This is a genomic window from Nocardia testacea NBRC 100365 (genome assembly GCF_000308775.1).
Taxonomy (GTDB): Bacteria; Actinomycetota; Actinomycetes; order Mycobacteriales; family Mycobacteriaceae; genus Nocardia; species Nocardia testacea.
On sequence record NZ_BAGJ01000058.1, the window covers coordinates 35797 to 59323 of the forward strand.

General features: G+C 68.3%; 30 protein-coding genes. 24 read left to right on the plus strand and 6 right to left on the minus strand.

Features of this window, described 5'->3' with window-relative positions; genetic code table 11:
• The first annotated feature begins 52 nt into the window (after positions 1-52).
• Genes ON38_RS07345 through ON38_RS07370 form a run of 6 tightly spaced genes read left to right on the plus strand, consistent with a single transcriptional unit; the run spans position 53 to position 5539 of the window.
• Entirely contained in the window at positions 53-1642 is a 1590-nt protein-coding gene (locus ON38_RS07345; RefSeq protein WP_083872378.1) for a sensor histidine kinase, read from the plus strand.
• Positions 1643-1644: 2 nt separating this feature from the next.
• Positions 1645-2058, plus strand: coding sequence for a roadblock/LC7 domain-containing protein (locus ON38_RS07350; protein WP_030523153.1), 414 nt, complete (start codon positions 1645-1647; stop codon positions 2056-2058).
• On the plus strand, positions 2055-2414 hold the full coding sequence (locus tag ON38_RS07355) for a DUF742 domain-containing protein (RefSeq protein ID WP_039823438.1): 360 nt from the start codon (positions 2055-2057) through the stop codon (positions 2412-2414). The genes ON38_RS07350 and ON38_RS07355 overlap by 4 nt, the downstream gene beginning before the upstream one ends.
• Entirely contained in the window at positions 2395-3024 is a 630-nt protein-coding gene (locus ON38_RS07360) for a GTP-binding protein (RefSeq protein WP_051164467.1), read from the plus strand. The genes ON38_RS07355 and ON38_RS07360 overlap by 20 nt, the downstream gene beginning before the upstream one ends.
• Positions 3021-4304: a cytochrome P450 family protein gene (locus ON38_RS07365; protein WP_281004599.1), complete on the plus strand. Its 1284-nt coding sequence runs from the start codon at positions 3021-3023 to the stop codon at positions 4302-4304. The genes ON38_RS07360 and ON38_RS07365 overlap by 4 nt, the downstream gene beginning before the upstream one ends.
• 41 nt (positions 4305-4345) lie before the next feature.
• The gene (locus ON38_RS07370) at positions 4346-5539 is read left to right on the plus strand and encodes a cytochrome P450 family protein (protein ID WP_083872379.1); all 1194 of its coding nucleotides are present in this window, start codon (positions 4346-4348) and stop codon (positions 5537-5539) included.
• Between the two features lie 51 nt (positions 5540-5590).
• Here the strand turns inward: ON38_RS07370 and ON38_RS07375 are convergent, their stop codons facing one another.
• A complete protein-coding gene (locus ON38_RS07375; RefSeq protein ID WP_218000746.1) occupies positions 5591-6511 on the minus strand; it encodes a LysR family transcriptional regulator in 921 nt (306 codons plus the stop codon).
• 92 nt (positions 6512-6603) lie between these two features.
• Between ON38_RS07375 and ON38_RS07380 the strand changes: the two genes are divergently transcribed.
• From ON38_RS07380 to ON38_RS07395, 4 genes are all read left to right on the plus strand, one after another.
• Complete coding sequence (locus ON38_RS07380) at positions 6604-7101, plus strand: cupin domain-containing protein (protein WP_039823444.1); 498 nt, start codon at positions 6604-6606, stop codon at positions 7099-7101.
• A gap of 84 nt (positions 7102-7185) precedes the next feature.
• Positions 7186-8004, plus strand: a complete 819-nt coding sequence (recO, locus tag ON38_RS07385; RefSeq protein ID WP_051164468.1) for a DNA repair protein RecO — start codon at positions 7186-7188, stop codon at positions 8002-8004.
• 529 nt (positions 8005-8533) lie between these two features.
• A complete protein-coding gene (locus ON38_RS07390) occupies positions 8534-9349 on the plus strand; it encodes an isoprenyl transferase (RefSeq protein WP_039823445.1) in 816 nt (271 codons plus the stop codon).
• The gene (locus ON38_RS07395; protein WP_051164469.1) at positions 9346-9771 is read left to right on the plus strand and encodes a CesT family type III secretion system chaperone; all 426 of its coding nucleotides are present in this window, start codon (positions 9346-9348) and stop codon (positions 9769-9771) included. The genes ON38_RS07390 and ON38_RS07395 overlap by 4 nt, the downstream gene beginning before the upstream one ends.
• Before the next feature lie 5 nt (positions 9772-9776).
• Here ON38_RS07395 and ON38_RS07400 read toward each other — a convergent pair whose 3' ends face one another.
• Complete coding sequence (locus tag ON38_RS07400; protein WP_039823446.1) at positions 9777-10421, minus strand: TetR/AcrR family transcriptional regulator; 645 nt, start codon at positions 10419-10421, stop codon at positions 9777-9779.
• Positions 10422-10525: 104 nt separating this feature from the next.
• Here ON38_RS07400 and ON38_RS07405 point away from each other — a divergent pair, with 104 nt between their 5' ends.
• The gene (locus tag ON38_RS07405) at positions 10526-11506 is read left to right on the plus strand and encodes a hypothetical protein (protein WP_039823448.1); all 981 of its coding nucleotides are present in this window, start codon (positions 10526-10528) and stop codon (positions 11504-11506) included.
• 82 nt (positions 11507-11588) lie between these two features.
• Here the strand turns inward: ON38_RS07405 and ON38_RS07410 are convergent, their stop codons facing one another.
• The gene (locus tag ON38_RS07410; RefSeq protein ID WP_174372399.1) at positions 11589-12032 is read right to left on the minus strand and encodes a Fur family transcriptional regulator; all 444 of its coding nucleotides are present in this window, start codon (positions 12030-12032) and stop codon (positions 11589-11591) included.
• A 3-nt stretch (positions 12033-12035) separates the two neighbouring features.
• Positions 12036-12389, minus strand: a complete 354-nt coding sequence (locus tag ON38_RS07415; protein ID WP_030523140.1) for an ArsR/SmtB family transcription factor — start codon at positions 12387-12389, stop codon at positions 12036-12038.
• A 249-nt stretch (positions 12390-12638) separates the two neighbouring features.
• Between ON38_RS07415 and ON38_RS07420 the strand changes: the two genes are divergently transcribed.
• The 3 genes from ON38_RS07420 (at position 12639) to ON38_RS07430 (ending at position 15511) form a co-directional block, all read left to right on the plus strand.
• Positions 12639-14039, plus strand: coding sequence for a glycine--tRNA ligase (locus ON38_RS07420; RefSeq protein WP_174372400.1), 1401 nt, complete (start codon positions 12639-12641; stop codon positions 14037-14039).
• A 163-nt stretch (positions 14040-14202) separates the two neighbouring features.
• The gene (locus ON38_RS07425) at positions 14203-14880 is read left to right on the plus strand and encodes an MBL fold metallo-hydrolase (RefSeq protein WP_039823452.1); all 678 of its coding nucleotides are present in this window, start codon (positions 14203-14205) and stop codon (positions 14878-14880) included.
• Between the two features lie 85 nt (positions 14881-14965).
• On the plus strand, positions 14966-15511 hold the full coding sequence (locus tag ON38_RS07430) for an HD domain-containing protein (RefSeq protein WP_039823454.1): 546 nt from the start codon (positions 14966-14968) through the stop codon (positions 15509-15511).
• On the opposite strand, the gene ON38_RS07435 is transcribed toward ON38_RS07430, so the two are convergent.
• Positions 15504-15974 (minus strand): NUDIX hydrolase, encoded by a 471-nt coding sequence (locus tag ON38_RS07435; RefSeq protein ID WP_039823456.1) that lies wholly within the window; start codon positions 15972-15974, stop codon positions 15504-15506. The two genes, ON38_RS07430 and ON38_RS07435, sit on opposite strands and share 8 nt — an antisense overlap.
• Entirely contained in the window at positions 15971-16726 is a 756-nt protein-coding gene (locus ON38_RS07440; protein WP_039823458.1) for a helix-turn-helix domain-containing protein, read from the minus strand. Before ON38_RS07440 ends, ON38_RS07435 begins: the two co-directional genes overlap by 4 nt.
• A gap of 143 nt (positions 16727-16869) precedes the next feature.
• Here ON38_RS07440 and ON38_RS07445 point away from each other — a divergent pair, with 143 nt between their 5' ends.
• The 10 genes from ON38_RS07445 to ON38_RS07485 form a co-directional block, all read left to right on the plus strand.
• A complete protein-coding gene (locus tag ON38_RS07445) occupies positions 16870-17100 on the plus strand; it encodes a helix-turn-helix domain-containing protein (protein WP_039823460.1) in 231 nt (76 codons plus the stop codon).
• On the plus strand, positions 17097-17255 hold the full coding sequence (locus tag ON38_RS35895; protein ID WP_157181692.1) for a hypothetical protein: 159 nt from the start codon (positions 17097-17099) through the stop codon (positions 17253-17255). Before ON38_RS07445 ends, ON38_RS35895 begins: the two co-directional genes overlap by 4 nt.
• A gap of 145 nt (positions 17256-17400) precedes the next feature.
• Positions 17401-17739: a hypothetical protein gene (locus ON38_RS07450; protein WP_039823461.1), complete on the plus strand. Its 339-nt coding sequence runs from the start codon at positions 17401-17403 to the stop codon at positions 17737-17739.
• The gene (locus ON38_RS07455; protein ID WP_039823463.1) at positions 17739-18158 is read left to right on the plus strand and encodes an RRQRL motif-containing zinc-binding protein; all 420 of its coding nucleotides are present in this window, start codon (positions 17739-17741) and stop codon (positions 18156-18158) included. Before ON38_RS07450 ends, ON38_RS07455 begins: the two co-directional genes overlap by 1 nt.
• Before the next feature lie 62 nt (positions 18159-18220).
• Positions 18221-18505 (plus strand): hypothetical protein, encoded by a 285-nt coding sequence (locus tag ON38_RS07460; RefSeq protein WP_039823465.1) that lies wholly within the window; start codon positions 18221-18223, stop codon positions 18503-18505.
• A complete protein-coding gene (locus ON38_RS07465; RefSeq protein ID WP_039823466.1) occupies positions 18502-19287 on the plus strand; it encodes a hypothetical protein in 786 nt (261 codons plus the stop codon). The genes ON38_RS07460 and ON38_RS07465 overlap by 4 nt, the downstream gene beginning before the upstream one ends.
• Positions 19287-21413 carry a type IV secretory system conjugative DNA transfer family protein gene (locus ON38_RS07470; protein WP_039823467.1) on the plus strand — a complete coding sequence of 709 codons (2127 nt, stop codon included), beginning with the start codon at positions 19287-19289 and terminating at the stop codon, positions 21411-21413. Before ON38_RS07465 ends, ON38_RS07470 begins: the two co-directional genes overlap by 1 nt.
• Positions 21414-21432: 19 nt before the next feature.
• Positions 21433-21927 carry a hypothetical protein gene (locus tag ON38_RS07475; RefSeq protein WP_157181693.1) on the plus strand — a complete coding sequence of 165 codons (495 nt, stop codon included), beginning with the start codon at positions 21433-21435 and terminating at the stop codon, positions 21925-21927.
• Positions 21928-21970: 43 nt separating this feature from the next.
• Positions 21971-22492, plus strand: a complete 522-nt coding sequence (locus ON38_RS07480; protein ID WP_039823470.1) for a hypothetical protein — start codon at positions 21971-21973, stop codon at positions 22490-22492.
• Positions 22485-23527, plus strand: a 1043-nt coding sequence (locus ON38_RS07485) for a hypothetical protein (protein ID WP_039823472.1), incomplete at its 3' end; no start/stop codon positions are given. The genes ON38_RS07480 and ON38_RS07485, both read left to right, overlap by 8 nt.

The window sequence follows — 23527 nt, forward strand, 5'->3', positions numbered from 1 at the left end:
CGGGCTCGGCTTTGGGTCGGCAGGACCAAGCACGAGCGGGGGGACCCGACATATGTACGAATCGGTGCCGGCGGCCTCGGCGGTGGCGGCGAGCCGGAAGCAGTTACTGGCTCCGGCGCTGGCCCTGGGAATCTCGGTCACGCTGGGGATCGGGCTGCTGGCCGCCGCCATTCTGTCGGTCGCGCCGGCGGACCGGATGGTCACGGCCGTATGGGTCTCGATCGCGGTGGTGGCGGCGTGTACCGCCGTCGCCACCGCCGTCTACTTCCGCGGCCTGATCACCACCGAGCAGCGCCGCGCGGCCGAAGCGCTGGACCTGCTCGTGCGCAGCGAGCAGCGGGCCGCGGCCGCCGCACAGGCGGTGGCGGCGGAGAAGGAGATCAGCGCGTCCAGCGAACGCCGCCGGTTGGCGGCCATCGCGGCGCTGGCCAATGCCGCCGGCCGGATGCAGGCCATGACCACCAGCATGCTGGCGAATCTGCAGGAGTTGGAACACCGGTATGCCGATCAGGCGGTGCTCACCGATCTGCTGAAAATGGACCACGCCACAGCTCAGGCCGGACGACTCGCCGACAGCATCGCCATCCTCAGCGGCGCCCGCACCGGCCGGCGCTGGGCCAAACCGATTGTGATGGAACGGGTCCTGCGGGCCGCGATCGGGCGAGTCGGCGGATACCAGCGGGTGCGGCTGCGGGCGATCGTCGATATCGCCATCGCCGGCCATGCGGCCGAGGGCGTGATCCACGCACTGGCCGAACTCGTCGACAATGCCTGCCGGTTCTCCCCGCCCACCACCGAGGTGCACATCTACGCCGCGGAGATCCCGGCCGGTCTGGTGGTGACCATCGAGGACAGCGGCCTGGTGATGAGCGAATCGTCGCTGCAGCGTGCGCAGCTCACCGTCTCTGGTGCCGAAGGAGACGCGGCGGAGGGGCTCTCCTCGCTCAACGGCACCCGGTTCGGTCTCGCGGTCGTGGGGCGACTGGCGCGCAAACACGGCCTCACCGTCAGCTATCGGCCCTCCGCGATAGGCGGGACCGCGGCGGTCGTCATGATCCCGCGCGAGCTCACCGCCCGGATCGAGCCACCGGCCACCCCGGCCCTGCCGACCGGGCATTCGGCAGGTCAGGCCATACTTCCGCCCGGTGCGGGGGACGCACTCGATTCCGGGCCGTTCGCCGTGGTGCCCGAGACCGGCGCGCGGTACCGTGCCGCCCCGGCGGAAGCCGCCGGCGCCGAGGCGGACCGTTCCCGGTCCGGCTCCGCGAATACGTCGGCGCAGTACGCGTCGGGCCGGCACAGCGTCCCGCAGCACGGTTTCGGCGAATTCTCCGCGGTGGCCGGGGCCGAGTCCGACGCGACCACGACCAGCGTCCTGCCCAAGCGGCGCCGGGGCAGCACCCTGGCCGCCGCGCATCCGGAAGGTCTACCCGAGACCGACTCCTTCGAGGGTGCCGCCGCGCACGACACGGCCCCGAAACACCGGTCGTCGGCGTCGTCGCTGGCTGCCTTTCAACGGGCGGTCACCGGCCGTGCCGGAGAGGAGGCCCAGCCGTTCGGCGGACCGATCCTGTCGCCCGGCAGCGGCGCCGCGCGACCGTCCCGTCACTCCATGACAACCGACTGGGAGAACGATCGATGACGATGACATCGGATCCAGCGCAACTGGATTGGCTGTTGCAGCGGCTGCTGAGCGAGACCGCCGGGGCGCGGCACGCGGTGCTGCTGGCCGCGGACGGTATCCAGATGTGCCATACCGCGGGACTGTCCATGGACCAGGCCGACCGGCTCGCCGCGATCGCCTCCGGCGTGCAGGCCCTGGCGGGTAGCGCCTCGGCCGAGTTCGGGAACGGCCGCGGCGGGGTCCGCCAGTCGATGACCGAGTTCTACGGCGGCATCCTGTTCATCGTCGGCGCCGGCGCAGGCGCCCAGATCGCGGTGCTGGCCGACGACGACGCCGACGCCGGCCTGGTCGGCGCCCAGATGGCGGCGCTGATCGAGCAGGTCGGGGAGTATCTGTCCGCGCCGCCGCGAGGGAGCCGAGCGAGGCTGCTGTGAACCGCCCCGGCCGCGACGACGAACCCGACCGTTTCTATACGCTCACCGGTGGTCGCGCCGCCCCCACCACCGACGAATTCGATCCGGTGACCCTGGTGGTCAGTGAATGCGCGCCCGCGGCGGCCATGCAGTACGAACACGCGGCGATCCTGTCCATGTGCCTGCAGCCCACCGCGGTGGTGGAGATCGCGGCCGAGCTCCGGCTGCCGATCGGTATCGCGACGGTTCTGGTCGCGGATCTGCTGCACGCAGGCAAAGTCACCGTTCGCCACCCCGAACTCGATACGGGCCCTTACGGTGACACGTTCGACATCGACATGCTCGAGAAGGTGCTAGTTGGACTCCGTAGCCTATGACGACCGCCCCACGCGCGCCCGGGCGCCACTGCGCAGTTCGGTGCGGCACGCCCTGAAGATCGTCGTCGTCGGCGGCTTCGGCGTCGGGAAGACGACCATGGTCCGCGCGGTGAGCGAGATCCAGCCGCTGGACACCGAGGCGGTGATGACCAACGCCGGTGTGGGGGTGGACGATCTGGCGGGAGTGACCGGGAAATCGACCACCACCGTCGCCTTCGACTTCGGCCGGATCGGCCTCACCGACGAATACGTGCTGTACGTGTTCGGCGCGCCCGGTCAGGAACGGTTCTGGTTCCTGTGGGACCGGTTGTTCACCGGGGCCCTGGGGGCGGTGGTGCTCGTCGATCCGCGCCGGATCAGCGATTCGTGGTACGCGATCGATCGATTGGAATACCAGGGCACCCCGTTCGTGGTGGCCTGCAATTCCTTCGAGCCGATTCCGCCGGCGCCGGACGAGGTCCGCGACGCTCTCGACCTCGATCCGCACGTGCCGCTGTTCACCTGTGACGCGCGCTCGCGGGAGTCGAGCAAGAAGGTGTTGATCGGTCTCGTCGAACACCTCATCGAGCGGCAGACCCCGCCCGTGGCGACAGCGGAGGCCCGATCGTGACCCGTCTCGAGTACAACACCGGGATGTCGCCGGGCGGTTGCCCGGTCGCCCCGAGCGGAGCGGTCACGCTGGACGGCCCCGGTTTCCACGCCGATCCCGCCCTTCTCTATACGCGGATGCGGTCCGAATTCGGGCCGGTCGTCGCGGTGGAGCTCATCGGCGGTATCCCGGCCTGGCTGGTGATCGGTTATCGGGAACTACACCAGGTCACCACGGACGGTTTGCTGTTCCCCCGGGATTCGAGCCTGTGGAACCAGTGGCCGGTGATCACCCCGGATTGGCCGCTGCTGCCCATGGTCGGCCGGCCGCAGCCGGGGATCTATTTCACCGCCGGTGCCGCGCACGCGCGGCATGTGAGCCTGGTGGAACCGGCCCTGGAATCGGTGGACCCGTTCGCCTTGCGGACCGCCTGCGAACAACTCGCGGACGGGCTGATCGACCGTTTCTGCGGTCGCGGTTACGCCGATGTGGTCACCGAATTCGCCGAGCTGCTCCCGGTACTGACGCTGGCGTGGATCATGGGCGTGCCGGAATCCGACGGCCCATATCTGGCACAGACCATGCAGACATTGTGCGACGGCGGCCCGGAGGCGCCCGCGGCCTACCAGCGGTTCGCCGAGTACATGCAGCAACTTCTGGTGCAGAAGAAGGCTGCCCCCGGGCAGGATCTGGTGTCGCGGATGCTGGCGCATCGCGAACCGTTCGCCGACGAGGAATACGTCCTGAACATGCAGTCGGTGATGGCCGCGGGTCATCTGCCGACCGCCGACTGGATCGGTAACTCGATCCGGCTCATGCTCGTCGACGACCGGTTCGCCGCCGCGTTCGGCGCCGCCCGGCACAGTATCGGCCAGGCCATGACCGAAGTGCTGTGGGAGGACACCCCCACTCAGATCCTGGCCGGGCGCTGGGTGTCGCGCGATACCCGGCTCGGTGAAGCCCTGGTGCGTCGCGGCGATATGTTGCTGCTGGGTCTGGCCGCCGCGAACGCGGATCCGCATATCCGGCAGTACTCCGGCGACGGCGCCGAACCCGCCCACTCCGGCAATGCCGCGCATTTCGCCTTCGGTCACGGCGAATACCGCTGCCCCTATCCGGCACAGCAGATAGCCGAGATCATCGCGCGGACCGGGATCGAGGTGCTGCTCGACCGGCTGCCCGATCTGGACCTCGCGGTCCCGGTCGAGTCCCTGGTTCGGCGGCCTTCTCCTTTCCTGCGCGGATTCACCGCGTTACCGGTCGATTTCACCCCTGTTCCAGCCGTTGGAGGTGGCTCTTGAGCCAGCAATGCCCGCGCAGCGCGGCCCTGACAATCGACCCGATGGTCGCCGATCTCGCGGGGGAGACCCGCACCCTGACCGAGGGTCCGGCGCTCACCCGGATCGAACTGCTCGGTGCGCCCGCCTGGACCGTCACCCGGCACAATCTGGCCCGGCAACTGCTCACCGACACCCGCCTGGTGAAGGACCACACGCAGTGGAATCTGTGGCAGTCCGGCGCGGTGACCCGGGAGTGGCCGTTGATCGGCATGATCGACGCCGGGCGCTCCATGTTCACGGTGGACGGCGCCGAACACCGCCGGCTGCGGATCAAGACCACCCGGGCGCTGGCGCCGCGCCGGCTGGGCGCGCTGCGACCGAAGATCGAGCAGTTCACCGCCGAACTCCTCGACGACCTGGCCGCCGCGGGCACGGGGAACGAGGTGGTCGATCTCAAGCAGATCTTCGCCTATCCGCTGCCGATGCGGGTGGTCAGTGAGCTGATGGGTGTTCCGCGCTCCGATCACACCATGCTGCTGGAGTCCTACAAGGCCTTCTTCTCCCTGCTCACCCCGCACGAGGAACGGATGCGGGTCTTCGCCGAACTCGACGACTACTACACCGCTCTGATCAAGGAGAAGACCGCCCGGCCCGCCGATGACCTGACTTCGGATTTCATCCACGATGTCGCCGAGGGCGAGACCCCGCTCACCGAGGCGGAGGTGCACGGCAACCTGAAGGCGCTCGTCGCCGCCGGGCACGAGACCACGGTCAGCCTGATCATCACCACCGTTCGTGCGCTGCTCGGTCACCCGGAACAGCTGGCGGCGATCCGCTCCGGCGACCGCGCCTGGGAGGAGGCGATCGAGGAGACGTTGCGCTGGGACGGCCCGGTCATCCACCTGCTGATGCGCTTCGCGACCGAGGACATCACCGTCGACGGCTGCACCATCGAGAAAGGTGACGGCGTCGTCATGTCCTATCGAGCGATCGGCCGGGACCGGTCCCTGCACGGCGAGGACGCCGGCATCTACGACATCACCCGCCCCACCGCCAACCGCAACATCTCCTTCGGCTACGGCCCGCATATCTGCCCCGGCGCGGCCCTGGCCCGGCTCGAGGCGTCCATCGCCGTGCCCGCGCTGTTCGACCGATTCCCGGACCTGCGGTGCGCCATGCCGCTGAGCGAGATCGGCAACCTGCCCGTCCTCACCCAGAACGATCCGGCGGCCTTCCCCGTCCGGCTGGGGAACTAGCACGCCGGTCGCACCGGGCCTCGACCGCGGGCGGCTCGGCTGTCGAGCGGATTACGCCGAGGTCGTGGTGGACTCCACGGGGGTGTCCGCGGTTCGGTGGAGTGCGTCGAGCAGATGGCGCAGGGCCGGCCCGGGCGGGCCCGGAGCGACGGCCAGCGATGTCGTCACCGAGAGATCGGTGAGGGGCCGGATCGCTATCCGGTGGACGGTCGGCAACGTGGCCACCTCGTAGAACACCGTCCACGAGGGCGGACCCGCGGCGATATCGGCGAGGGTCTGCTGCAGGGTGGTGAAGGGCGGCCCCACGGGTGGGTCGATACCCGCGGCCGCGCATGCTTCGGTGATCAGATCATGGAAAGGCGGGTTGGCCGCCCGGGCGGCCAGGCGCAGCGGCAGGTGCCCGAGCCGGTCGAGCCGCAACCGGGGTGCGGCGGCGAGCGGATGGTCGGCCGGTAGCGCGACATACAGCGGATCCGTCCACACCTCGAGTGCCTCGAGTCCGGCGGAGGGGCGCAGGGCCCGCACCAGAGCGGCGTCCAGTTCCCCGGCCCGCACCGCGGCGAGTCGTTCGGCCGGTGCCAGTCGCCGGGGTCGGACCCGAAGGCCCGGTGCGATCGCGGCCAGCGTGTTCAACGCGCGATAGAGACGATCGCCCGGTCCGTGCACGGTGCCCAATCGCAGCGTGCCGTCGTCGCCCGCCGCGATATCCTCGGCGACGCGCCGCATCCCCCGTGCGGCCGCGAGTACGGCCCGCGCCTCGTCCAGCAGTCGTTCGCCGGCCCCGGTGAGCCGGACATGCCGGGTCGATCGGTCGAACAGGAGGATCCCGAATTCTCGCTCCAGCCGTGCGATCTGCTGGCTCACCGCGGACTGCACGATATTCATCCGCTGGGCCGCCCGGCCGAAGCCGCCCTCCTCGGCGACGGCCACGAAGTACTCGAGCTGCCGCAGTTCCACTGCACCTCCATCCATCTGGATCCGTGATCACTGCCCGGCACAACTGCGTCTGGTTCGCGCTTTCTTCCCGGTGTGCACTGGGAGCGACAGTGAACGAAGGAGACAAGATGCCACACCGCACCCCCGATGTCCTGGTCGTACCCGCCGAGACCGCGGAAATCGTGGACCTGCCCCACGGAGGGGCCTTCCATCTGCTCGCGGATGCCGTGGACACCGGCGGCGCACTGGGCGCGAACCGGCTCGCCCTCGGCGCCGGTGCGGACGGGGCCGCACCGCACTATCACGCGCGGTCCACGGAGCTTTTCTACGTCCTCGCCGGCACCGCGGAATTCTCTCTCGACGGCACCTCGACGACTGCTCGCGCGGGCAGTCTCGTCGTGGTCCCGCCGGGTGTGCCGCACGCTTTCGGCGCCGCACCCGGTTCCCCGGTCGATCTGCTCATCGTCCTCACTCCCGGTGTCCAGCGGTTCGAATACTTCCGTCAGCTCGGCCGGATCCAGCACGGCCGGGCGGACTTCGACAGCCTGCTACCCGAGCAACAGCGCTACGACGTCCACTTCCTGTCCGCGACGACCTGGCGCCAGGCTCCGAGCGCGCCTGCGTAGCCGGTGGAGCGGGCGCGCGGTGTGTGCGCGACCCGGCCGGGACGAGGCGAAGCGGCGAGGTCGGGCACATGCAAGACTGGGCACGTGCGTTTGTACCGTGACCATGCCGTCGTGCTGCGCCAGCACAAGCTGGGCGAAGCCGACCGCATCGTCACGCTCCTCACCCGGCAGTACGGTCTCGTGCGCGCCGTGGCCAAGGGGGTGCGCCGCACCAAATCGAAGTTCGGGGCCCGGCTGGAGCCGTTCGCCTACATCGACGTGCAACTCCATCCCGGCCGCAGCCTCGATATCGTGACCCAGGTCCACACCGTCGAGGCCAACGCGTCCGCCATCATCGCCGACTACGGCCGCTACACCACCGCCTGCGCCGTACTGGAGACCGCCGAACGCCTGGCCGGTGAGGAACGCGCCCCCGTCCCCCGCCTGCACACCCTCACCGCGGGCGCGCTGCACGCGATCGCCGAGGGGCAGCGACCCCACGAGTTGATCCTCGACGCCTTCCTGCTGCGCGCCATGGACTACGCCGGCTGGGCCCCCGCCGTCGACGAATGCGCACGCTGCGCCACCCCCGGCCCGCATCGCGCGTTCCATGTGGGCGCCGGGGGAGCGGTCTGCGTCCACTGCCGCCCACCCGGCGCCGTCACCCCCGCCCCCGCGGTCTTCGACCATCTGCTGGCACTGCGCCACGGCCGCTGGGACCGCGTCGAAACCATCCCCGAATCGGCCCGCCGACAGGCCAGCGGACTCATCGCGGCCCACCTGCAATGGCATCTGGAACACAAACTACGCACCCTCCCGCTGGTGGAGCGCAGCGGTGGAACCCCCCGCCCCGGAGCACCGGCGAACACCGGCGAAGAACTGCGCGGCGCAGACCGGGTTGCCGGTGCGGCGGGCACACGGTAGTGCTGAATCGGCCCGGCTCGCTCCGCGATGGCCGGCGCCCCCGTCGAGAGAACCGACGACGGCTCACCGGCGAGGTCTACATGCGGACCCGGAGATCGGCTGCCGACGCAACTGCATGTGTCGAGTGTTGCGAGACACCTCCAAGGGTTGAGGCCCGTCTCGCCGTTTCGGCCTCGAAAGCGCCCGCGCCGAAGGCGCAAGTCTCGAGGCCGAAACGGCGAGACCAAGGGGGCCTCAACCCCGCGCCGCCGCAGGCGGCGCCAAAAAACACAGCACCTTCACGAACAAGCCCACAACCCGCCCTTCCCGCACGGCTCCACATGCCGGCCATTGTGGGTGAGCCCGCCATCTCCCCATCGGAGGTGAGCCCGCCTTCTCGCCTTCTCGAACCGCCACGCCTACCTCCCGCCGCCCGCTCCAGCCTTGGCCGGCCGCCCGCCCTGGTCCTTGGAGTGGGCCGACCGCACCGGCATGCACCCCCCGCCCGCCCGGCCGGAAGCGGAGCCATGAACACAGCTAGTCTTTGGACGTGATCCTGCGTCGTGACACCACCGGTTCGGACGTATCCGCGTCCGATACCGTCCGTACCATCCGACCGCCGTCACCGCACCCCTCCGGGGCCCGCCCGCCGGAGATTCCCGCGGAGCTCATCCCCAGGCATGTCGCGCTGGTGATGGACGGCAACGGGCGCTGGGCGCAGGAGCGCGGGCTGCCGCGGACGGCGGGTCACGAAAAGGGCGAGGCCGTGCTCATGGACACCGTCGAGGGCTGTATCGAGATCGGTGTGAAGTGGTTGTCGGCTTACGCGTTCTCCACCGAGAACTGGCGGCGCAGCCCCGATGAGGTGCGGTTTCTCATGGGGTTCAACCGGGATGTGATCCGGCGGCGGCGCGACGAGATGCATGAGATGGGGGTGCGCGTGCGCTGGGCGGGGCGGCGGCCGCGACTGTGGCGCAGTGTGATCCGGGAGTTGGAGACGGCGCAGGAGCTGACCAAGGACAACACCGTGATGACGTTGACCATGTGCGTCAACTACGGGGGTCGTGCCGAGATCGCCGATGCGGCACGGGAGATCGCGCGCCGGGTGGCGGCGGGGGAGATCGATCCGGAGAAGGTCGGTGAGGACACGATCGCCCGGTTCCTGGACGAGCCGGATATGCCGGATGTGGATCTGTTCCTGCGGCCGTCCGGGGAGTTCCGTAGTTCGAATTTCCTGATCTGGCAGTCGGCGTACGCCGAGTTCGTCTATCAGGCGACGCTGTTCCCGGATTTCGATCGGCGCAATCTGTGGGATGCTTGTCTCGAGTACGCGCGGCGGGATCGCCGGTTCGGGGGTACCAAATGAGTGGCGAGGCCGAATCGGGTGCGCTGGCACCGGATCTGGAGTTGCAGGCCCGGGCCGGTGCGGGGCTGGGGCTCTACGATATCGACGTCCGGGTCGACAACGACGGTTCGCTGCGTTTCGATTTCCAGGGTGCGCTGTGTTCGCTGAGCGCGTTCACTTTGACGCCCGGCCTGGATGTGCTGTCGCTGACCTGTGTGCTGGCCTGGGATCGGCCGCTCAAACCGCAGCTGCACAAGCGGGTGGCCGAACGGAATGCCTCGTTGCAGTTCGGTTCGATCGCGGTGATCGCGCACGACAAACTCGCCGATGTGATCCTCCGTTACACCTTCCCGGCGGCCGGTCTGGACGATATGGCGTTGACCACGATGCTGCTGCTGGTGCTCGGTGGCGCCGGTGAGGCCCGCAAGGGGCTGCTGCCCTGACCCGATCAGGCCGGGTCGGCGACTTCGGTCGCCGGCGGGGTGCGGCGGCCTTCCGGGTCGCCGTAGGGGAACAGGGCGTCGACGCCGCGCAGGTACTGGTCGCGGACCAGGTCACCCAGCAGCAGGTGCTGTAGTACGTATCCGGGGAGCAGGCCGAAGAGCGCGGCGGCGACCGCGTCCACGTCGGTATCGGGCGGTAGCCATCCGGCCACGAGCATCCGTTCGGCGTATTCGCGCCACATGCCCCGGATGCCCGCCAGGGTCCGGCGCACGGGTGCGGCCGCCTCTTCGTCGACGAGGGCGAGTGACCATGCCTGCGGCGCGAGCCGGATTCGGCCTTCGGGCCCGCTCTGGGCGTCGATCCATTTCGTCATCCGTGCGAGCAGTTCGGCCGGGGTGGGGAGCGGGTCGCTCTGGATGACGGCTGTCATCTGCGCGCGGATATCACCGGCGGCGGTCGAGGCGAGCGCGATGACCAGTTCGTCCTTGCTCTTGAAATATCGGTAGACAGCGCCCGCGGACAGGCCCGATTCGGTGAAGACGTCCTGCATGGAGGTCTGGTGGAAGCCCTTGCGGACGAAGCAGATGCGGGCGGCGTCCAGGATCTGCCGGCGGCGGCGTTCCAGGTGTTCGTCACTGACTCGGGGCATGACTCCAAACTAAAACGAATGTTCGTTCTTGACAAGCCGCGGGGGCGGTGGGACGGTGAGGGCACCAAAAGAGAACGAGCCTTCGATTTTCTGGGGAGAACGTCATGAACGTCATCCAGCGCGCTGTGGCACTCGGGGTGGGCGCGGCCCTGCTACAAGCGCTGATGCTGATCGCCTTCGCGTGGCCGGCGACCAATATCGCGCCCCGCGACCTACCGCTCGCCGTCGCCGGCCCGCAGGCCGAAATGGTCGAGGCCCGGCTGACGGGCCAGAATCCCGGCGCGTTCGAACTGACGGTCGTCCCCGACGAAGCGGCGGCCCGCGCGGCCATCGGGGACCGTGAGGTCTACGGCGCGATCGTGACCGGTGGCGGCGCGCCCCGGGTGCTGGTCGCCTCGGGCGCGGCTCCCGCCGTCGCTCAACAGCTCACCCAGATCGGCCAGCAGATGTCGGGTGCGCCTGCCGCGCCGGTCGAGGACGTCGTACCCGCCGATCCCGACGACCCGCGCGGGGCGGGGTTCGGCGCCATGGCACTTCCGCTGGTCATGGCCGGTATCGCGGGTGGCGTGCTACTGACCCTCCTGGTTCCCTCCGCCGGCGGTCGTGCGCTCGGAGTGCTGGTCTTCGGTATCGCCGGTGGTCTGCTGAGCATGCTCGTCACGCAGACCTGGCTGTCCATCGTGCCCGGTAGCTATCTTGCCCTGTCGGTGGTGGCCGGGCTGGTCTCGTTCGCGGTCGCCGGCACGGTCGCCGGGCTGGCCACTGTGATCGGCCGGGCCGGTATCGGGGTCGCCGCCCTGACCATGCTGCTCATCGGCAATCCCTTCTCCGCCGCCACCGCCGCTCCCGAACTGCTGCCGCAGCCGTGGGGCACGATCGGGCAGTTGCTGCCCCCGGGCGCCGCGGCCTCGCTGCTCCGCTCGGTGGCGTTCTTCGACGGCGCGGGCGCGCAGCGGCCGCTGCTGGTGCTGCTGGCGTGGGCCGGGTTCGCCCTCGTCCTGCTCGGTATCGGCGCGCTCCGCGACCGCGCTCGTCCCGAGCCGGCATCGCCCGCAGAGCCGGCGCCGGTCCCGGTCACCGCGTGACCCACGCAGCGCATACGGCGAAGGCCGCTACCACCGGGTGGTAGCGGCCTTCGCCGCATCTTCGGAGGTTTTCTCCGGAGTACTAGCCCCGTCCGACCACCGAGCAGGAGTGGCAGGTGCCGAAGATCTCCAGCGTATGGCTGACTTCGGTGAACCCGTGGCTGGAGGCGGTGCTGGCGGCCCACGCCTCCACGGTCGGTCCGGCGACCTCGACGGTGCGACCACAGTGGCGGCACACCAGGTGATGGTGATGACCGGTCGAGCACTGCCGGTAGACCGATTCGCCGTTGTCGGTGCGCAGGACATCGACCATTCCGGCGTCGGCCAGCGATTGCAGTGTGCGATAGACGGTGGTCAGTCCGATTCCCTCGCCGCGCCGGCGTAGCTCGTCGTGTAACTCCTGAGCCGACCGGAACCTGTCGATGTCCTCCAGTAGCGCCGCGATCGCGTTGCGTTGCCGCGTGGTGCGAATGCCGACAGCTCGCTGTGTGGCGGTCCCTTTGCCGGTGACCAGGTTCTCGGACACGAATTACCCTTCTTCTTCGGCGTGCGCTACTGCGTCGACCACGATATGCGCCAGATGGTCGTCGACCAGTTCGTAGAGGACCTCCCGGCCCGATCGCTCACCGTGTACCACCCCGGCCGATTTGAGAATCCGCAGATGCTGGCTGACCAGCGGTTGTGTAACGCCGAGGGCATCCACCAGCTCGTGCACACAGCGCGGCGACTCCCGCAGTTGTAGCACGATGGCGATGCGAACGGGGGCCGCGAGTGCGCGCAGCAGCTCGCCGGCGTTCTCCAGCACGGTCCGGGTGGGTATGGGGACCGGTGCGGGGGAGCGGTAGGGATTGTGCTGCCCGGCGGCGGCAGTGTCGGTTGTCATCGTCCACTCCTTATTGGAAACCGGTCCCATTTTGATATGCATGGGTATGCATGTCAAATATCCGTGCCGATGCCCGCCCGAATCGTGCTCGCGCGCAGACGCCGGGCACGCGCGGGCTGCGGATGGGGCGGGCCCGCGGGCACCTACTAGGCTGTACCCGATCAGCCGCGCACGGCAGAGCAGCTACCGTGGGCAACTGCGATCACGTAGCCCGATCCGGGCAGCGTAACTACTGGCGATTCGTAGTGGATGGAGAATTCTCGCGTGGCACCCAAGTCGAAGGTGGACACCGTTGCCAACCTCGCCAAGCGCCGGGGCCTGGTGTACCCGTGTGGTGAGATCTACGGCGGTACCAAATCGGCGTGGGACTACGGTCCGCTGGGCGTCGAGCTCAAGGAGAACATCAAGAAGCAGTGGTGGCGGTCCATGGTCACCGGTCGCGAGGATGTGGTCGGCCTCGACTCGTCGGTGATCCTGCCGCGTCAGGTCTGGGTGGCCTCCGGCCATGTCGAGACCTTCTCCGATCCGCTCGTCGAATCCCTGCACACCCACAAGCGCTACCGGGCCGACCATCTACTCGAGGCCTACGAAGCCAAACACGGCCATCCCCCGGTGAACGGTCTCGCCGATATCAACGATCCGGAAACCGGCCAGCCAGGCAGCTGGACCGAGCCGAAGAACTTCTCCGGCCTGCTGAAAACCTTCCTGGGCCCGGTGGACGACGAAGAAGGCCTACACTACCTGCGCCCCGAGACAGCCCAGGGCATCTTCGTGAACTTCGCCAACGTGATGACCACCGCGCGTAAGAAGCCGCCGTTCGGTATCGCGCAGATCGGCAAGAGCTTCCGCAACGAGATCACTCCCGGCAACTTCATCTTCCGCACTCGCGAGTTCGAGCAGATGGAGATGGAGTTCTTCGTCAAACCCGGCGAGGACGCCGAATGGCACAAGTACTGGATCGACACCCGCTTCTCCTGGTACACCGATCTGGGTATCGACCCGGAGAACCTGCGCCTCTACGAGCACCCGAAAGAGAAGCTCTCGCACTACTCGGCCGGTACCACCGATATCGAGTACCGGTTCGGTTTCCAGGGCGGTGAATGGGGCGAGCTGGAAGGTATCGCCAACCGCACCGATTACGATCTGTCCACGCACGCCAAGCATTCCGGCGCGGAGCTGAGCTACTTCGACCAGACCACCGAGGAACGCTATGTCCCGTACGTGATCGAGCCCGCCGCCGGCCTGACCAGGTCGCTGATGGCGTTCCTGGTCGACGCCTACGCCGAGGACCAGGCCCCGAACGCGAAGGGCGGCGTGGACACCCGCACGGTGCTGCGCCTGGACCGTCGTCTCGCGCCGGTCAAGGCCGCGGTGCTGCCGCTGTCGCGCAATGCCGACCTCACCCCCAAGGCCAAGGAACTCGCCGCACAACTGCGCAAGAACTGGAACGTCGAGTTCGACGATGCCGGCGCCATCGGCCGCCGCTACCGCCGCCAGGACGAGATCGGCACCCCGTTCTGCATCACCGTCGATTTCGACACCCTCGACGATCAGGCGGTCACGGTGCGGGAACGCGACACCATGGCCCAGGAGCGGATTGCTCTCGATCAGGTCGAGGGATATCTGGCGCAACGACTGATCGGCTGCTGACCTGCGCTCCTTCCGCTCCTCGCCGTATCCGCTGCCCCACTCCGGGTACCGCGTGGGCGGGGAGCGGAAGGAGCACACCGTGTCCGGGCGACGACCGGAACGGCAACACCGCGGGAGACCCGCAAGCCACGAACACGGCCGCCCCGCTCGCTAGCATCGGGGTGTGATCACCATCGATACCACCTACACCGGCCATGTCTCACCGGGTTCCGCGCCGCAGCGCCGCGAGGTCCCCGGCGCCCGGGTGACCAAGATGTCGGTCGGCCCGATGGACAACAACACCTACCTCGTCCAGTGCGCCACCACCGGCGCCGCCCTGCTCATCGACGCCGCCAACGAAGCCGACCGGATCATCGAGCTGATCGAGCAGGAGGCCACCGACGGGGTCGGGCTGATCGTCACCACCCATCAGCACGGCGACCACTGGCAGGCCCTCGAAGCCGTCGCCGCGGCCACCGCGGCCCCCACAGCGGCCCACGCACTCGACGCCGGCCCGCTTCCGGTGACCCCCCAGCGCATCCTGGCCGAAGGCGACACGGTCACCGTCGGTGACCTCTCCCTCGAAGTGATCCACCTGGTCGGCCACACCCCGGGATCGGTCACCCTGGCCCTCACCGACGGGTCCGGCCGGACCCACCTCTTCACCGGTGACTGCCTCTTTCCGGGGGGTCCTGGGCGGACAACAAATCCGGAAGACTTCAATTCGCTGTTCACCGGCTTGACCAGCAAGGTTTTCGACCGGTTCGGCGACGACACCGCTGTGTATCCCGGGCACGGAGATGACACCACACTCGGCGCCGAACGGCCACATCTGGCGGAGTGGCAGAGCCGGGGATGGTGAGCGGAGAACGGATTCCGGCGGGCCGGCCAACTCGGCTGGCCCGTTCACGGTGTCGTCTGTCGCCGCAGGTCGATACGGTCGCATTATGAGCGGCGGTGAGACTCCGGTATGGGCTGAAAGGCTGGCCCGTAAGCACCTGGCGCCGCTGCCCCGACGGTTGGCCCATGTGGAAGGGGTGGCCCGGCAGGCTGCTCGCGCTGAAGAAGTAGTGGACGATCCAGCACTGCTGGTCGCCGCGGCGTGGCTGCACGATATCGGCTATGCGCCGAATATCGAGCGACTCGGGTTTCACCCGGTCGACGGTGCCGAGTTTCTGCGTGACCGCGGAGTCAGCGATCGGTTGTGCGCCCTGGTCGCGAATCACTCTTGCGCGTGCGTCGAGGCCCGACGCCGCGGAGTGCAGATCGAGTGGCCCGACGAGGAAACAGAGCTCCGGGATGCCCTGTGGTGGGCCGATATGACCACGACGCCGACCGGTGGCACTACTGCGGTTCGTGAGCGGATTGCCGAGGTTCAGGCCCGGTACGGACCCGAGCACGTTGTCGCTCAGTCGGTAGCGGAGGCCGCGCCGTACCTGCTCGGAGCGTCCGATCGGACGGAAGCCAGGCTCGGAGCCCGATCGATCAAGTGAAGTATGGGCTGTCGGAGCCCTCGAGCCCTTTCTGAATCCTGAGCAGGATGGATGGGTGGATATCCCGCTCGGACAACTCCGCCGGACGGACCCATTCGACCTCCGTGGATTCCTCACTCGTCCGCAGATCGCCACCGATCGGCCGCGCGCGGAAGCAGATCGAGAACTCCTGACGTACCTCGCCGTCGTCATATGCGATGACATGCTCAGGGTTCGAAAAGACGCCCACCAGTTCGATCACATCGACCTCGATGCCGGTCTCTTCACGGACTTCTCGAACAACGGCCTGAGCAACCGTCTCGCCAGCCTCGAGCCCGCCACCGGGTACGGAGTACTTGCCGTTGTCAGAGCGCCGGATCAGCAGAATGCGGCCCTTGCGATCCTGGACGAGAGCGCTTACCGCCACCTTGACGGTGTTGGGTGTCGGCGCGGCCGGATCGTGGAAGTAGTCCGTTCTGCTCATGCTCGGTTCCCGAAGTCGGCTTCGTAGCTCTCTGTCCAGACCTGTTCGAAGCTGGTCGTGTAGGTCTCGAAGAGGTCGGCCGCTGGGAGCTGCCGCAAATGAAGTGCCGGCGCGTAGGCCCCCGGCTGCCCGTACACATGCATGTTGACGATCATCTCGTCATCGAACCTGAAGATGGAGTTGTAGAGCGTCGTCTTGTGGTACCGGATGTCGACCCCGTCGATCGCCGCCAGCGGTTCGATCAGGGCGAGCGCGTTCCGGATCCGCGCGGGCACGGTAGCCGCCGCCAGCCGCTCTTCCCCGCTTCTCTTGGTCGCTTCGTCTTCGTCTGGATCCCCGAACAGCATTCGGACTTTCATGCCCTCACGTGTCTTCTGTTTGATGGTCCGCGCGAACAACGGCTCTTCGGTGAGGAACAGCCCGGCGAGAACCAGGACGTCGATCTGCTCGGTTGCCTGCGACAGCAGGCGCGTCCACAGATCATGCGGAATCGCGCTCCGATGAGGGTAAACGTTGATGACTTCTGACTGCGCCACCTCGGTGCGGCGTTCCGGTGCGAGCGCATCGGGCCAGAGATAGTTCTCGGTCTCGCGCACCATCGCGGCCAGCTTGTGTCGATGGCGTGGGTACGGCGTTCGCCCCTTGGTGATCCATCGCTCGACGGTCTTCTCTTCGACTCCGACATCGGCCGCGACGTCGGAGATATCCAGGCCATTGCGCAGAAGCGCCTCTCGCAACCGATCGTTCGGCATCTCAACTCCCAAGGGACGACTAGGGACTTCTTAAGTGTAGGTGAGACGTCCTCAGCCGTCCAGCTATGCGGTCATTGCGACATCCGATTTCCCGAAAAGTAACGGATTGCAAGGCATTTCCTACTTTTCGAAGGAGAGCAACCGTGTCGCACAAGCACTTCGGTCAGGCCAGCGGGACCGACGCCCGCCGACTGATCAGCCTCAAGACGGCGGCCTCATTGGTCGACGTCGATGCGAAGACGATCCGCAACTGGATCCACGCCGGCCAGCTGCGCGGGTTCCGCGTCAACGGTCATCTGCTGCGGGTCAACCACGCCGAACTGCTGGCGCTGGTGCAGCCGGTAAGCGTGCCTCTGGCGGGGGAGGCGGAATGACAAACCAGAAGAAAGCCGCAGCGCCGAGCCGGGTCGATGCCGATCGCTTGGCGGAGTACGTCGCCAAGGTGGTCGAGCAGGCGCCGCCCATATCGGCCATAGCGCGGGCCCGGCTCTCGGCCGTTCTCGGTAGCGCCGATCGGAGGGCTGCGTGATGAGGGCGCGCACATTCGGTCTCGCGGTGGCAGCCGTGTCGATCGGGTTCCTGATGTTGACCGCACCGGAGGTTGTGGGGTTCACGGTGATGCTGCTGGGCGCTATTGCGTTCTGGCGGATCCGCCCTCGGAAGGGGGTGCGGCGGTGAACGGCCAGCAGAACGGCCAGGAGCCGAGCAGGTACGCCGTCACACACTACGACCGGGTGCGCGGCAATTACGCGTTCCAGAGCATGGCCGGTCCGGAGTTCACGGGTACGAGCTCGGTGTTCGCTCCGGTCCGGGCCCTGCCGATCGGTGTGCAGCTGATCGTGTGGGCGGTTCTGATCCTGGTCGGGATGTGCGGTTGCACGGCGGCGTGGATTGATCAGCAGTCGTATCAGCCGTCGCCGAATGTGTGCCGGGTCGATCAGGCCCCGTATGCGGAGCAGTTGGGTTGTGTCCGGCCGGCGCCGCAGGTGCAGTCCCCGGTGGGGCGGCCGTGATGTCGGCTGAGCAGCAGTATCGCGACGCAGTCCCGGTCTACCCGTGGCGGTGCGCCCCCGATCATCTGCGCACCCGTCGTCAGCTGGCCGCGGAGGGTTTGCGTCCGAACAGCCAGGACATCGCGGGTCGGGTCGAGCGTCCTCGGCGTCGTGGTGAGCCGTTGACGGCCTACCTCTACGACATCCGGCTGGCGGCGTCGAAGCGCGAAGCGTCTCCGGTGCAACTGGCCGCGCTGGAGCGGGCGACCCGGGAGCGGCAGCTGCGGGCGGCGGAGCGCCGTGGTTTCGGGCGCGAGGAGATGGAGTCGGCCGGAGATCCCGGTCCCGGGTGGACCGATTCCACACCGGCTCAACGGATCGCGGGTCACGCCTTCGCCGATCTGGTCGAGGGTCGGGAGCGGGAAGGGCTGGAGCGGTGACCCGCCGCCGGTCGAGGACCTCTGCGGTCCGTGAGGAGCAGTCCCAGGCTCACGGGCAGCAGATGGTCCCGGTCACCGAGTTGCCGCACCTGGCAGCCGCCGCAGTTCGCCGCGGGGAGACGGATCGAAAGGTCCTGGTGGATCTCCCGGCCCCGCAGCAGGTCCGGACTCCGGGCCGGGCGGCGGGCCAGTGGCTCGGCTCGGGGCAGAAGTTGCGGCCGGTCCGGCCGCAGTACTGGACCGAGGAAGAGATCGAGCAGGCCGAACAGGCGAAGCGGGAACCGATCCCGGGTCACCCGTTCGCGGACCTGACCAGCAATCGAGAACGAGAGGAGATGGAACGATGACGATTCACCTGCTGAATCCCCGCGACATGGTCGTGTTGACGGTGCTGGCCGAGCATTACGGCGCACCGCTGGATGTGGTGGCCCGGATGCTGGGTGTTTCGCTGCCGAGCGCGTATCGGATCGTGCGGAAATGGCGCGGCGCGCACATGGTCTCGAATCTGAAGATCCGCCCGGTGCCCGGCCCGACCTGGGTGTTCCCGACCAAATCAGCGGTCGAGGCACTGCTGCCGTTCTGGGCCCGGTATTGGACCCCGACCCCGAAGATGGCCGCCCACGTGGTGACCGTGCTGGAAGCCCGGTTGGCGCTGGTGGGCCTGGATCTGGACCGCTGGATCTCCGAGCGTGAACTGCGGGCCCAGCTGGGGCCGGTGAAGCCGGATGCCCCGCGCCCGCATGTGCATGACGGCCGGTGGCTGGACTCGGCCGGCGACTGGCGGGCGGTCGAGATCGAACTGACCCCGAAGACCCCGCACGTCGCGAAAGCGGCGGTCGCACGGGCGAAGCAGGCCGCGCACGGCGTGTGTGCCGGCATCACCTACTACTGCGCGGATCCCGAGATCACCGACCGGTACGGCAATCCGACCGGTCAGCGCAGTGACGAGATCCGCAATCTGATCCGGGCCGCGGCCCGGGAAACCGCCTCCGTCGAGGGTCCCTCGGTGCGGGTGGCGGGTTTGTCAGAACTTCTTCCTGACCGGGACTCCGCTGTTCGGCCCGGCTTGACGGTGATCGCTGGCGGAGCAGCCGATCACGGGCCCCAGGCCGGAAAGGCGGTGTCGTGATGAGCACCGAAGAGTATTACGCGCAGGATCCGGGCTGCCAGCCGGTGTTGACCCCGGCCGATTGCGGGCCGCATGTGACCTCGATGCCGACCGTGCCGGTGACCCCGGCGGAGCCGTCCCAAGCTCCGCACGGTGATCCGATGCCCGAATTCGGCCCGTCGCTGCCCGGGATCGACCCGGACGGTGAGTGGTTCGACTGGCTGAACATGCCGGACTGGACGTGGGACGGTGTCGTGGACGGCACGGTGGTCACCGGTGCGGGTCTGGTGTTCGTGCTGCTTTTGACCCTGCTGTTGCTGGTTCCGTCGACGCTGCTGGCGTGGACTCCGGCCAAGATGCGGAACTGGACGATGGCGTCGCTGCTGGCGCTGCCCGGCTCGGCGATCGTGTTCGACGGCCTGCAGGCCACCGCGCCGCTGACCCAGTTCCACCAGGGCGCTACCGAACTGCTGGCCGGCAACCCCGTGCACGGGCTGCTGCTGATGTCGGTGCTGCTGGTCCCGGCCTCCTGGCTGGCCGCGACCCTCGCGGTCACCGACCGGCGCGTGAAGGCCGCGACCACCGGTTTCCGGTCTCCGGCCGCGACCGAGCGGGCCCTGCACCGCCAGGCCCAGCGTGAGCAGCGCGCCGCGGCCCGGCTGAGCCGGTATCGGCTCCCGTTCTCCACCGGCGGGTTGAACCCGCACCCGGTGATCGGGCGGCTGGCCGTGGAGCACACGCAGGCGCCGGCCAAGTCGCGGGCGCGGGCGTTGATGGGCCGCACCGAGACCCGGTTGATCGTGCCGTGGATCAAGATGAACGAGCACGGCACCAGCGTTGCGTCCTCGGGTAAGGGCAAGTCGACGCTGATGAACCGGGCGTTGATCAGCTGGTTTGTGACCGGCTGGCAGCGGCACCGGCAGTGGTGGCGCACAGACCGTCCCGGTCGTCCGCTGGTGCTGGTGATCGACTGCAACGGCGGCCCGGACTCCCGCAAGGCGGCGAACCGGCTGATGCCGTGGTTCAAGGCTCTCGGGGTTCCGGAGGAGCGGATCGGGCTGTTCCCCGACCGCACCGGCCTGGACTTGTGGTCGACCCCGAACGTCGATGACCTGCGCTCGATCCTGTCGGCGATGGTCTCCGGCGGCAGCGTGCCGACCAGCGACACCGAGAAGTACTTCCACGAGATCCGCGAAACCCTGATCCACCTGATCGTGGACGCCCCGGCCAAGGTCGTCGACGGCAAACCGGTGGGTGAGAACCCGCCCCGGTCGTGGTTCGAGTTCCTGGCCCGGTTCGACGTGCACGAGCTGGCGAAACTGTGGGGCGGAGTCATCGACGACACCATTCCCTGGTCGGGCGTGCCGGGGGTGGACGCGGAGATCGCCTCCACCAAGGCGGGCAAGCAGCCGGTGATGGATTCGGCTCGGGCGGAGTTCGGCAACCTCTACCGCGCCCTGGGCGATTCCTTCGACGGCGACAAGTCGTTCACCGATTTCGACGTCCTTTACATCGTGCTGGAGGGCATCAAAGCCCCCGATCGGGCCCGCGCCCAGTTCGCCGCGTTGGGTTGCATGTTGGAGCAGCTCGCCGACCGTCAGCACGGCCGGCAGGCCATCCTCGCCGTCGACGAGTTCTCCGCAGTATCCGATGGCAAAACCCGGGCCAAGGCGTGGGTGGAGCGGCTGCGGAAGGCTGGCATCTCCACGTGGTGGTTCGCCCAGTCATGGAACGGGCTCGGTCACGACGACGACGCCCGCGAAGCGCTGGTGACGGCCGCGTCCGGTGGATCGCTGCTGGGTGGGCAGCAGCGCGGGGAGAAGCTGGCTGAAACCTACGGCACCCGCAAGGGCTTCGACCTGTCCCGCAAGCTCATCGGCGGCTCCGCGATCGGGGACGAGGGCAACGTCCAGTCCCACGACAAGTTCCTGGTGGACCCGAACCGGCTGCGCTCGATGGGCAAGGGCGACATCGTCCACGTTTCCGATGGTGTGGCCCGCTTCGGCCGGGTGTCCCCGCTCGATGAGCGCCAGCTCGCCGGCCTGCGCCCGCTGCCCGGTCTGGGCCGCCTCACCGCCCCTGACACCGACACCAGCGCTGCGCCTGTGGCGCCGGTGATCGATCTGACCAAGCGCCGCATGGCGTGACCAGCAAGGAGAACCAGTCATGGCTATGCCGAACATCAATCCCGAAGACCACGGGGAAGAGATCCCCAGCACCAGCAGCTCCGGCCGCGACCACGAGGACAGCGTCCTGGCCGCCCTGCAGGCCGATATGGAGGGCACCACCGCCGCGAAACTCGCCGCCCAGTTGGTGCCTGTCGTTCCGGATGGCGGGCAGGTCGGCCGGGCGATCACTCCGACCGTGCACAAGGCCACCCGGCTCGGCGAGACCGTCCGGTTGTGGGCGCCGGCCGCCGGTGCCACGGCCGCGGTTGCCGGTGCCGCGCTGGTGTTCCCGCTGACCGGGCCGCTCGCGATCTACGGCGCGGGCCTGGTCGGGTTCGGTCTCTGGCACTGCGCCGGACGACCCGGCCCGGTCCAGGCGGTGCTGATGCTCATCTACACCGTCACCGACGCACTCGCCCGGATCCGGGAATGGGTCGCCCGTCTGTCCGCGCGCCGCGCCGCCTACGAGGCCCGCCGCACCAACTCTCAGTAACTCCGTATTTCAGTAAATCCCCTGTTGAGAAGGAGAAATCACCATGCACACCCCAGTTCCCCGCAGCTCAGAGCTCACGGTCGCTCGTGACTACCTGAGCGCCGACTACGGCCACGCGACTCCCTACTACTACGCGGAGCCGGAAGAGATCGATGAGTTCTGCGCCGAACTGTCCCCGCGGCAGGTCGTCTCACGAATCAACCTCATCTACGAGGGCGGTTGGGCGGCGTTTTGCCGCTATCACGCCGACGAGATCGCCGCGGCTGACGAACTGGAACACCGGCAGTGGCAGGCCGAAGCCGAGGAAGCGGCGAGTTCGCACCTGTTCCCGGACCTGTTGCCCGCGGCTGCGCTCAGGTCCGGTGGCTGCACCTTGACCGCCACAGAGTCCGTTCACGGTCTCGGCGGTCGGGTCGCTGATTGGCGGCGCGACCGCATGACGTGGGCAGAGATCACCGAGATCCTCGGCGTTCCGACCCCAGTGGCCATGGCGTGGGCGGTCGAAGGCCGTCTGCGCCGTGCCGCTTCTCACCTCACCACCATGAAGGGAAACCCCAATGTCTGAGAACGAAGTCGACCAGATCAGCCGTGAGACCACGATGATGGGCCGCTCGGCTCTCGCCGCGATCCAGCAATGGCGCATGCAGAACCCGGGCAAAACCCGGATCCCGCGCGGAGTGCAGAAGAAGGCGCTGCGGTTGTGGCGCAACGAAATGGCCGCCCACCAGGTGCGGATGGCCCACAACCGGCGGGTCCTGCGCGCCGAGATCGCCGGTCGCGTCGAGTGGCACCGCCAGTACGCACTGGACACCTGGGCACGCTCCGGCGGATACCCGAGCGAGCAGCAGCAGGAGCAGCTGACCAGGGCGCGGCAGGAAATCGAGCGCACGATCGCGCAAGCACCGGAATTCACCGCGACCGAGCGGGGGCAGGCGATCAGTGCCCTGGTCTCGGCGCACTACGCGACCGACCCGCGGAAACCGGCACCACCGGTGTGGGGTGGCCGGTTGGCCGGGATCTCGGCGTTGCGGGCCCGGCTGGCCGATCGGCTCTCGCGCCAGCAGCTCGGTATCGCCGCACCCGGCCGGCATGGTCTGGGGCGGCCGACGACACCGACGGCTGGCCTGCATTCGTACTGGACGCAGCCGCGGCCCGCTCCGTCGTTCCAGGCACCACAGCCCCAGCAGGTCCCGCTGACGCAGCAGCCGGGTGTCAGTGCGGCCGATATCGAGCGGATCGAGGCCCGGCAGCGTCAGCTCGCCGAGCAGCTCGCCTTGGCCAACCGTGCGATCGCCGAACGCGACCAGTTGCAGGCGAAGGTGCAGGACCTGGGGGCCCGCTACGTCGACAGCCAGCAGCTGAACCGCCGGATCGCCGACGATCTGGCGTCGCGAGGCCGTGAACTCAGCGACTTACACACCGAACTGGACCGGGTCCGGACCGAGCGGGACGAGCTGGCCAAGGAGCGCGACCGCTACAAGACCGAGCGCGACGAGGCCGTGCAGAAGGTGATTGAGCGGACGCCGGCCGCGCAGCGGCTGGGTAGCCAGCAACGGCAGAACGCCGAGAAGGCCCGCAATCACACTGCTCCGGGCCTCAA

Excerpts from the sequence above, each read along its gene's own strand:
- ON38_RS07395 (WP_051164469.1), top strand. The coding sequence starts at position 9,346 with ATGAGTGGCGAGGCCGAATCGGGTGCGCTGGCACCGGATCTGGAGTTG.
- ON38_RS07350 (WP_030523153.1), top strand. The coding sequence starts at position 1,645 with ATGACATCGGATCCAGCGCAACTGGATTGGCTGTTGCAGCGGCTGCTG.
- ON38_RS07415 (WP_030523140.1), bottom strand. The coding sequence starts at position 12,389 with ATGACAACCGACACTGCCGCCGCCGGGCAGCACAATCCCTACCGCTCC.
- ON38_RS07440 (WP_039823458.1), bottom strand. The coding sequence starts at position 16,726 with ATGCCGAACGATCGGTTGCGAGAGGCGCTTCTGCGCAATGGCCTGGAT.
- ON38_RS07430 (WP_039823454.1), top strand. The coding sequence starts at position 14,966 with ATGAGCGGCGGTGAGACTCCGGTATGGGCTGAAAGGCTGGCCCGTAAG.
- ON38_RS07455 (WP_039823463.1), top strand. The coding sequence starts at position 17,739 with ATGTCGGCTGAGCAGCAGTATCGCGACGCAGTCCCGGTCTACCCGTGG.
- ON38_RS07475 (WP_157181693.1), top strand. The coding sequence starts at position 21,433 with ATGGCTATGCCGAACATCAATCCCGAAGACCACGGGGAAGAGATCCCC.
- ON38_RS07370 (WP_083872379.1), top strand. The coding sequence starts at position 4,346 with ATGGTCGCCGATCTCGCGGGGGAGACCCGCACCCTGACCGAGGGTCCG.
- ON38_RS07460 (WP_039823465.1), top strand. The coding sequence starts at position 18,221 with ATGGTCCCGGTCACCGAGTTGCCGCACCTGGCAGCCGCCGCAGTTCGC.
- ON38_RS07345 (WP_083872378.1), top strand. The coding sequence starts at position 53 with ATGTACGAATCGGTGCCGGCGGCCTCGGCGGTGGCGGCGAGCCGGAAG.
- ON38_RS07405 (WP_039823448.1), top strand. The coding sequence starts at position 10,526 with ATGAACGTCATCCAGCGCGCTGTGGCACTCGGGGTGGGCGCGGCCCTG.
- ON38_RS35895 (WP_157181692.1), top strand. The coding sequence starts at position 17,097 with ATGACAAACCAGAAGAAAGCCGCAGCGCCGAGCCGGGTCGATGCCGAT.
- ON38_RS07465 (WP_039823466.1), top strand. The coding sequence starts at position 18,502 with ATGACGATTCACCTGCTGAATCCCCGCGACATGGTCGTGTTGACGGTG.
- ON38_RS07470 (WP_039823467.1), top strand. The coding sequence starts at position 19,287 with ATGAGCACCGAAGAGTATTACGCGCAGGATCCGGGCTGCCAGCCGGTG.
- ON38_RS07435 (WP_039823456.1), bottom strand. The coding sequence starts at position 15,974 with ATGAGCAGAACGGACTACTTCCACGATCCGGCCGCGCCGACACCCAAC.
- ON38_RS07380 (WP_039823444.1), top strand. The coding sequence starts at position 6,604 with ATGCCACACCGCACCCCCGATGTCCTGGTCGTACCCGCCGAGACCGCG.
- ON38_RS07375 (WP_218000746.1), bottom strand. The coding sequence starts at position 6,511 with ATGGATGGAGGTGCAGTGGAACTGCGGCAGCTCGAGTACTTCGTGGCC.
- ON38_RS07480 (WP_039823470.1), top strand. The coding sequence starts at position 21,971 with ATGCACACCCCAGTTCCCCGCAGCTCAGAGCTCACGGTCGCTCGTGAC.
- ON38_RS07400 (WP_039823446.1), bottom strand. The coding sequence starts at position 10,421 with ATGCCCCGAGTCAGTGACGAACACCTGGAACGCCGCCGCCGGCAGATC.
- ON38_RS07420 (WP_174372400.1), top strand. The coding sequence starts at position 12,639 with ATGGAGAATTCTCGCGTGGCACCCAAGTCGAAGGTGGACACCGTTGCC.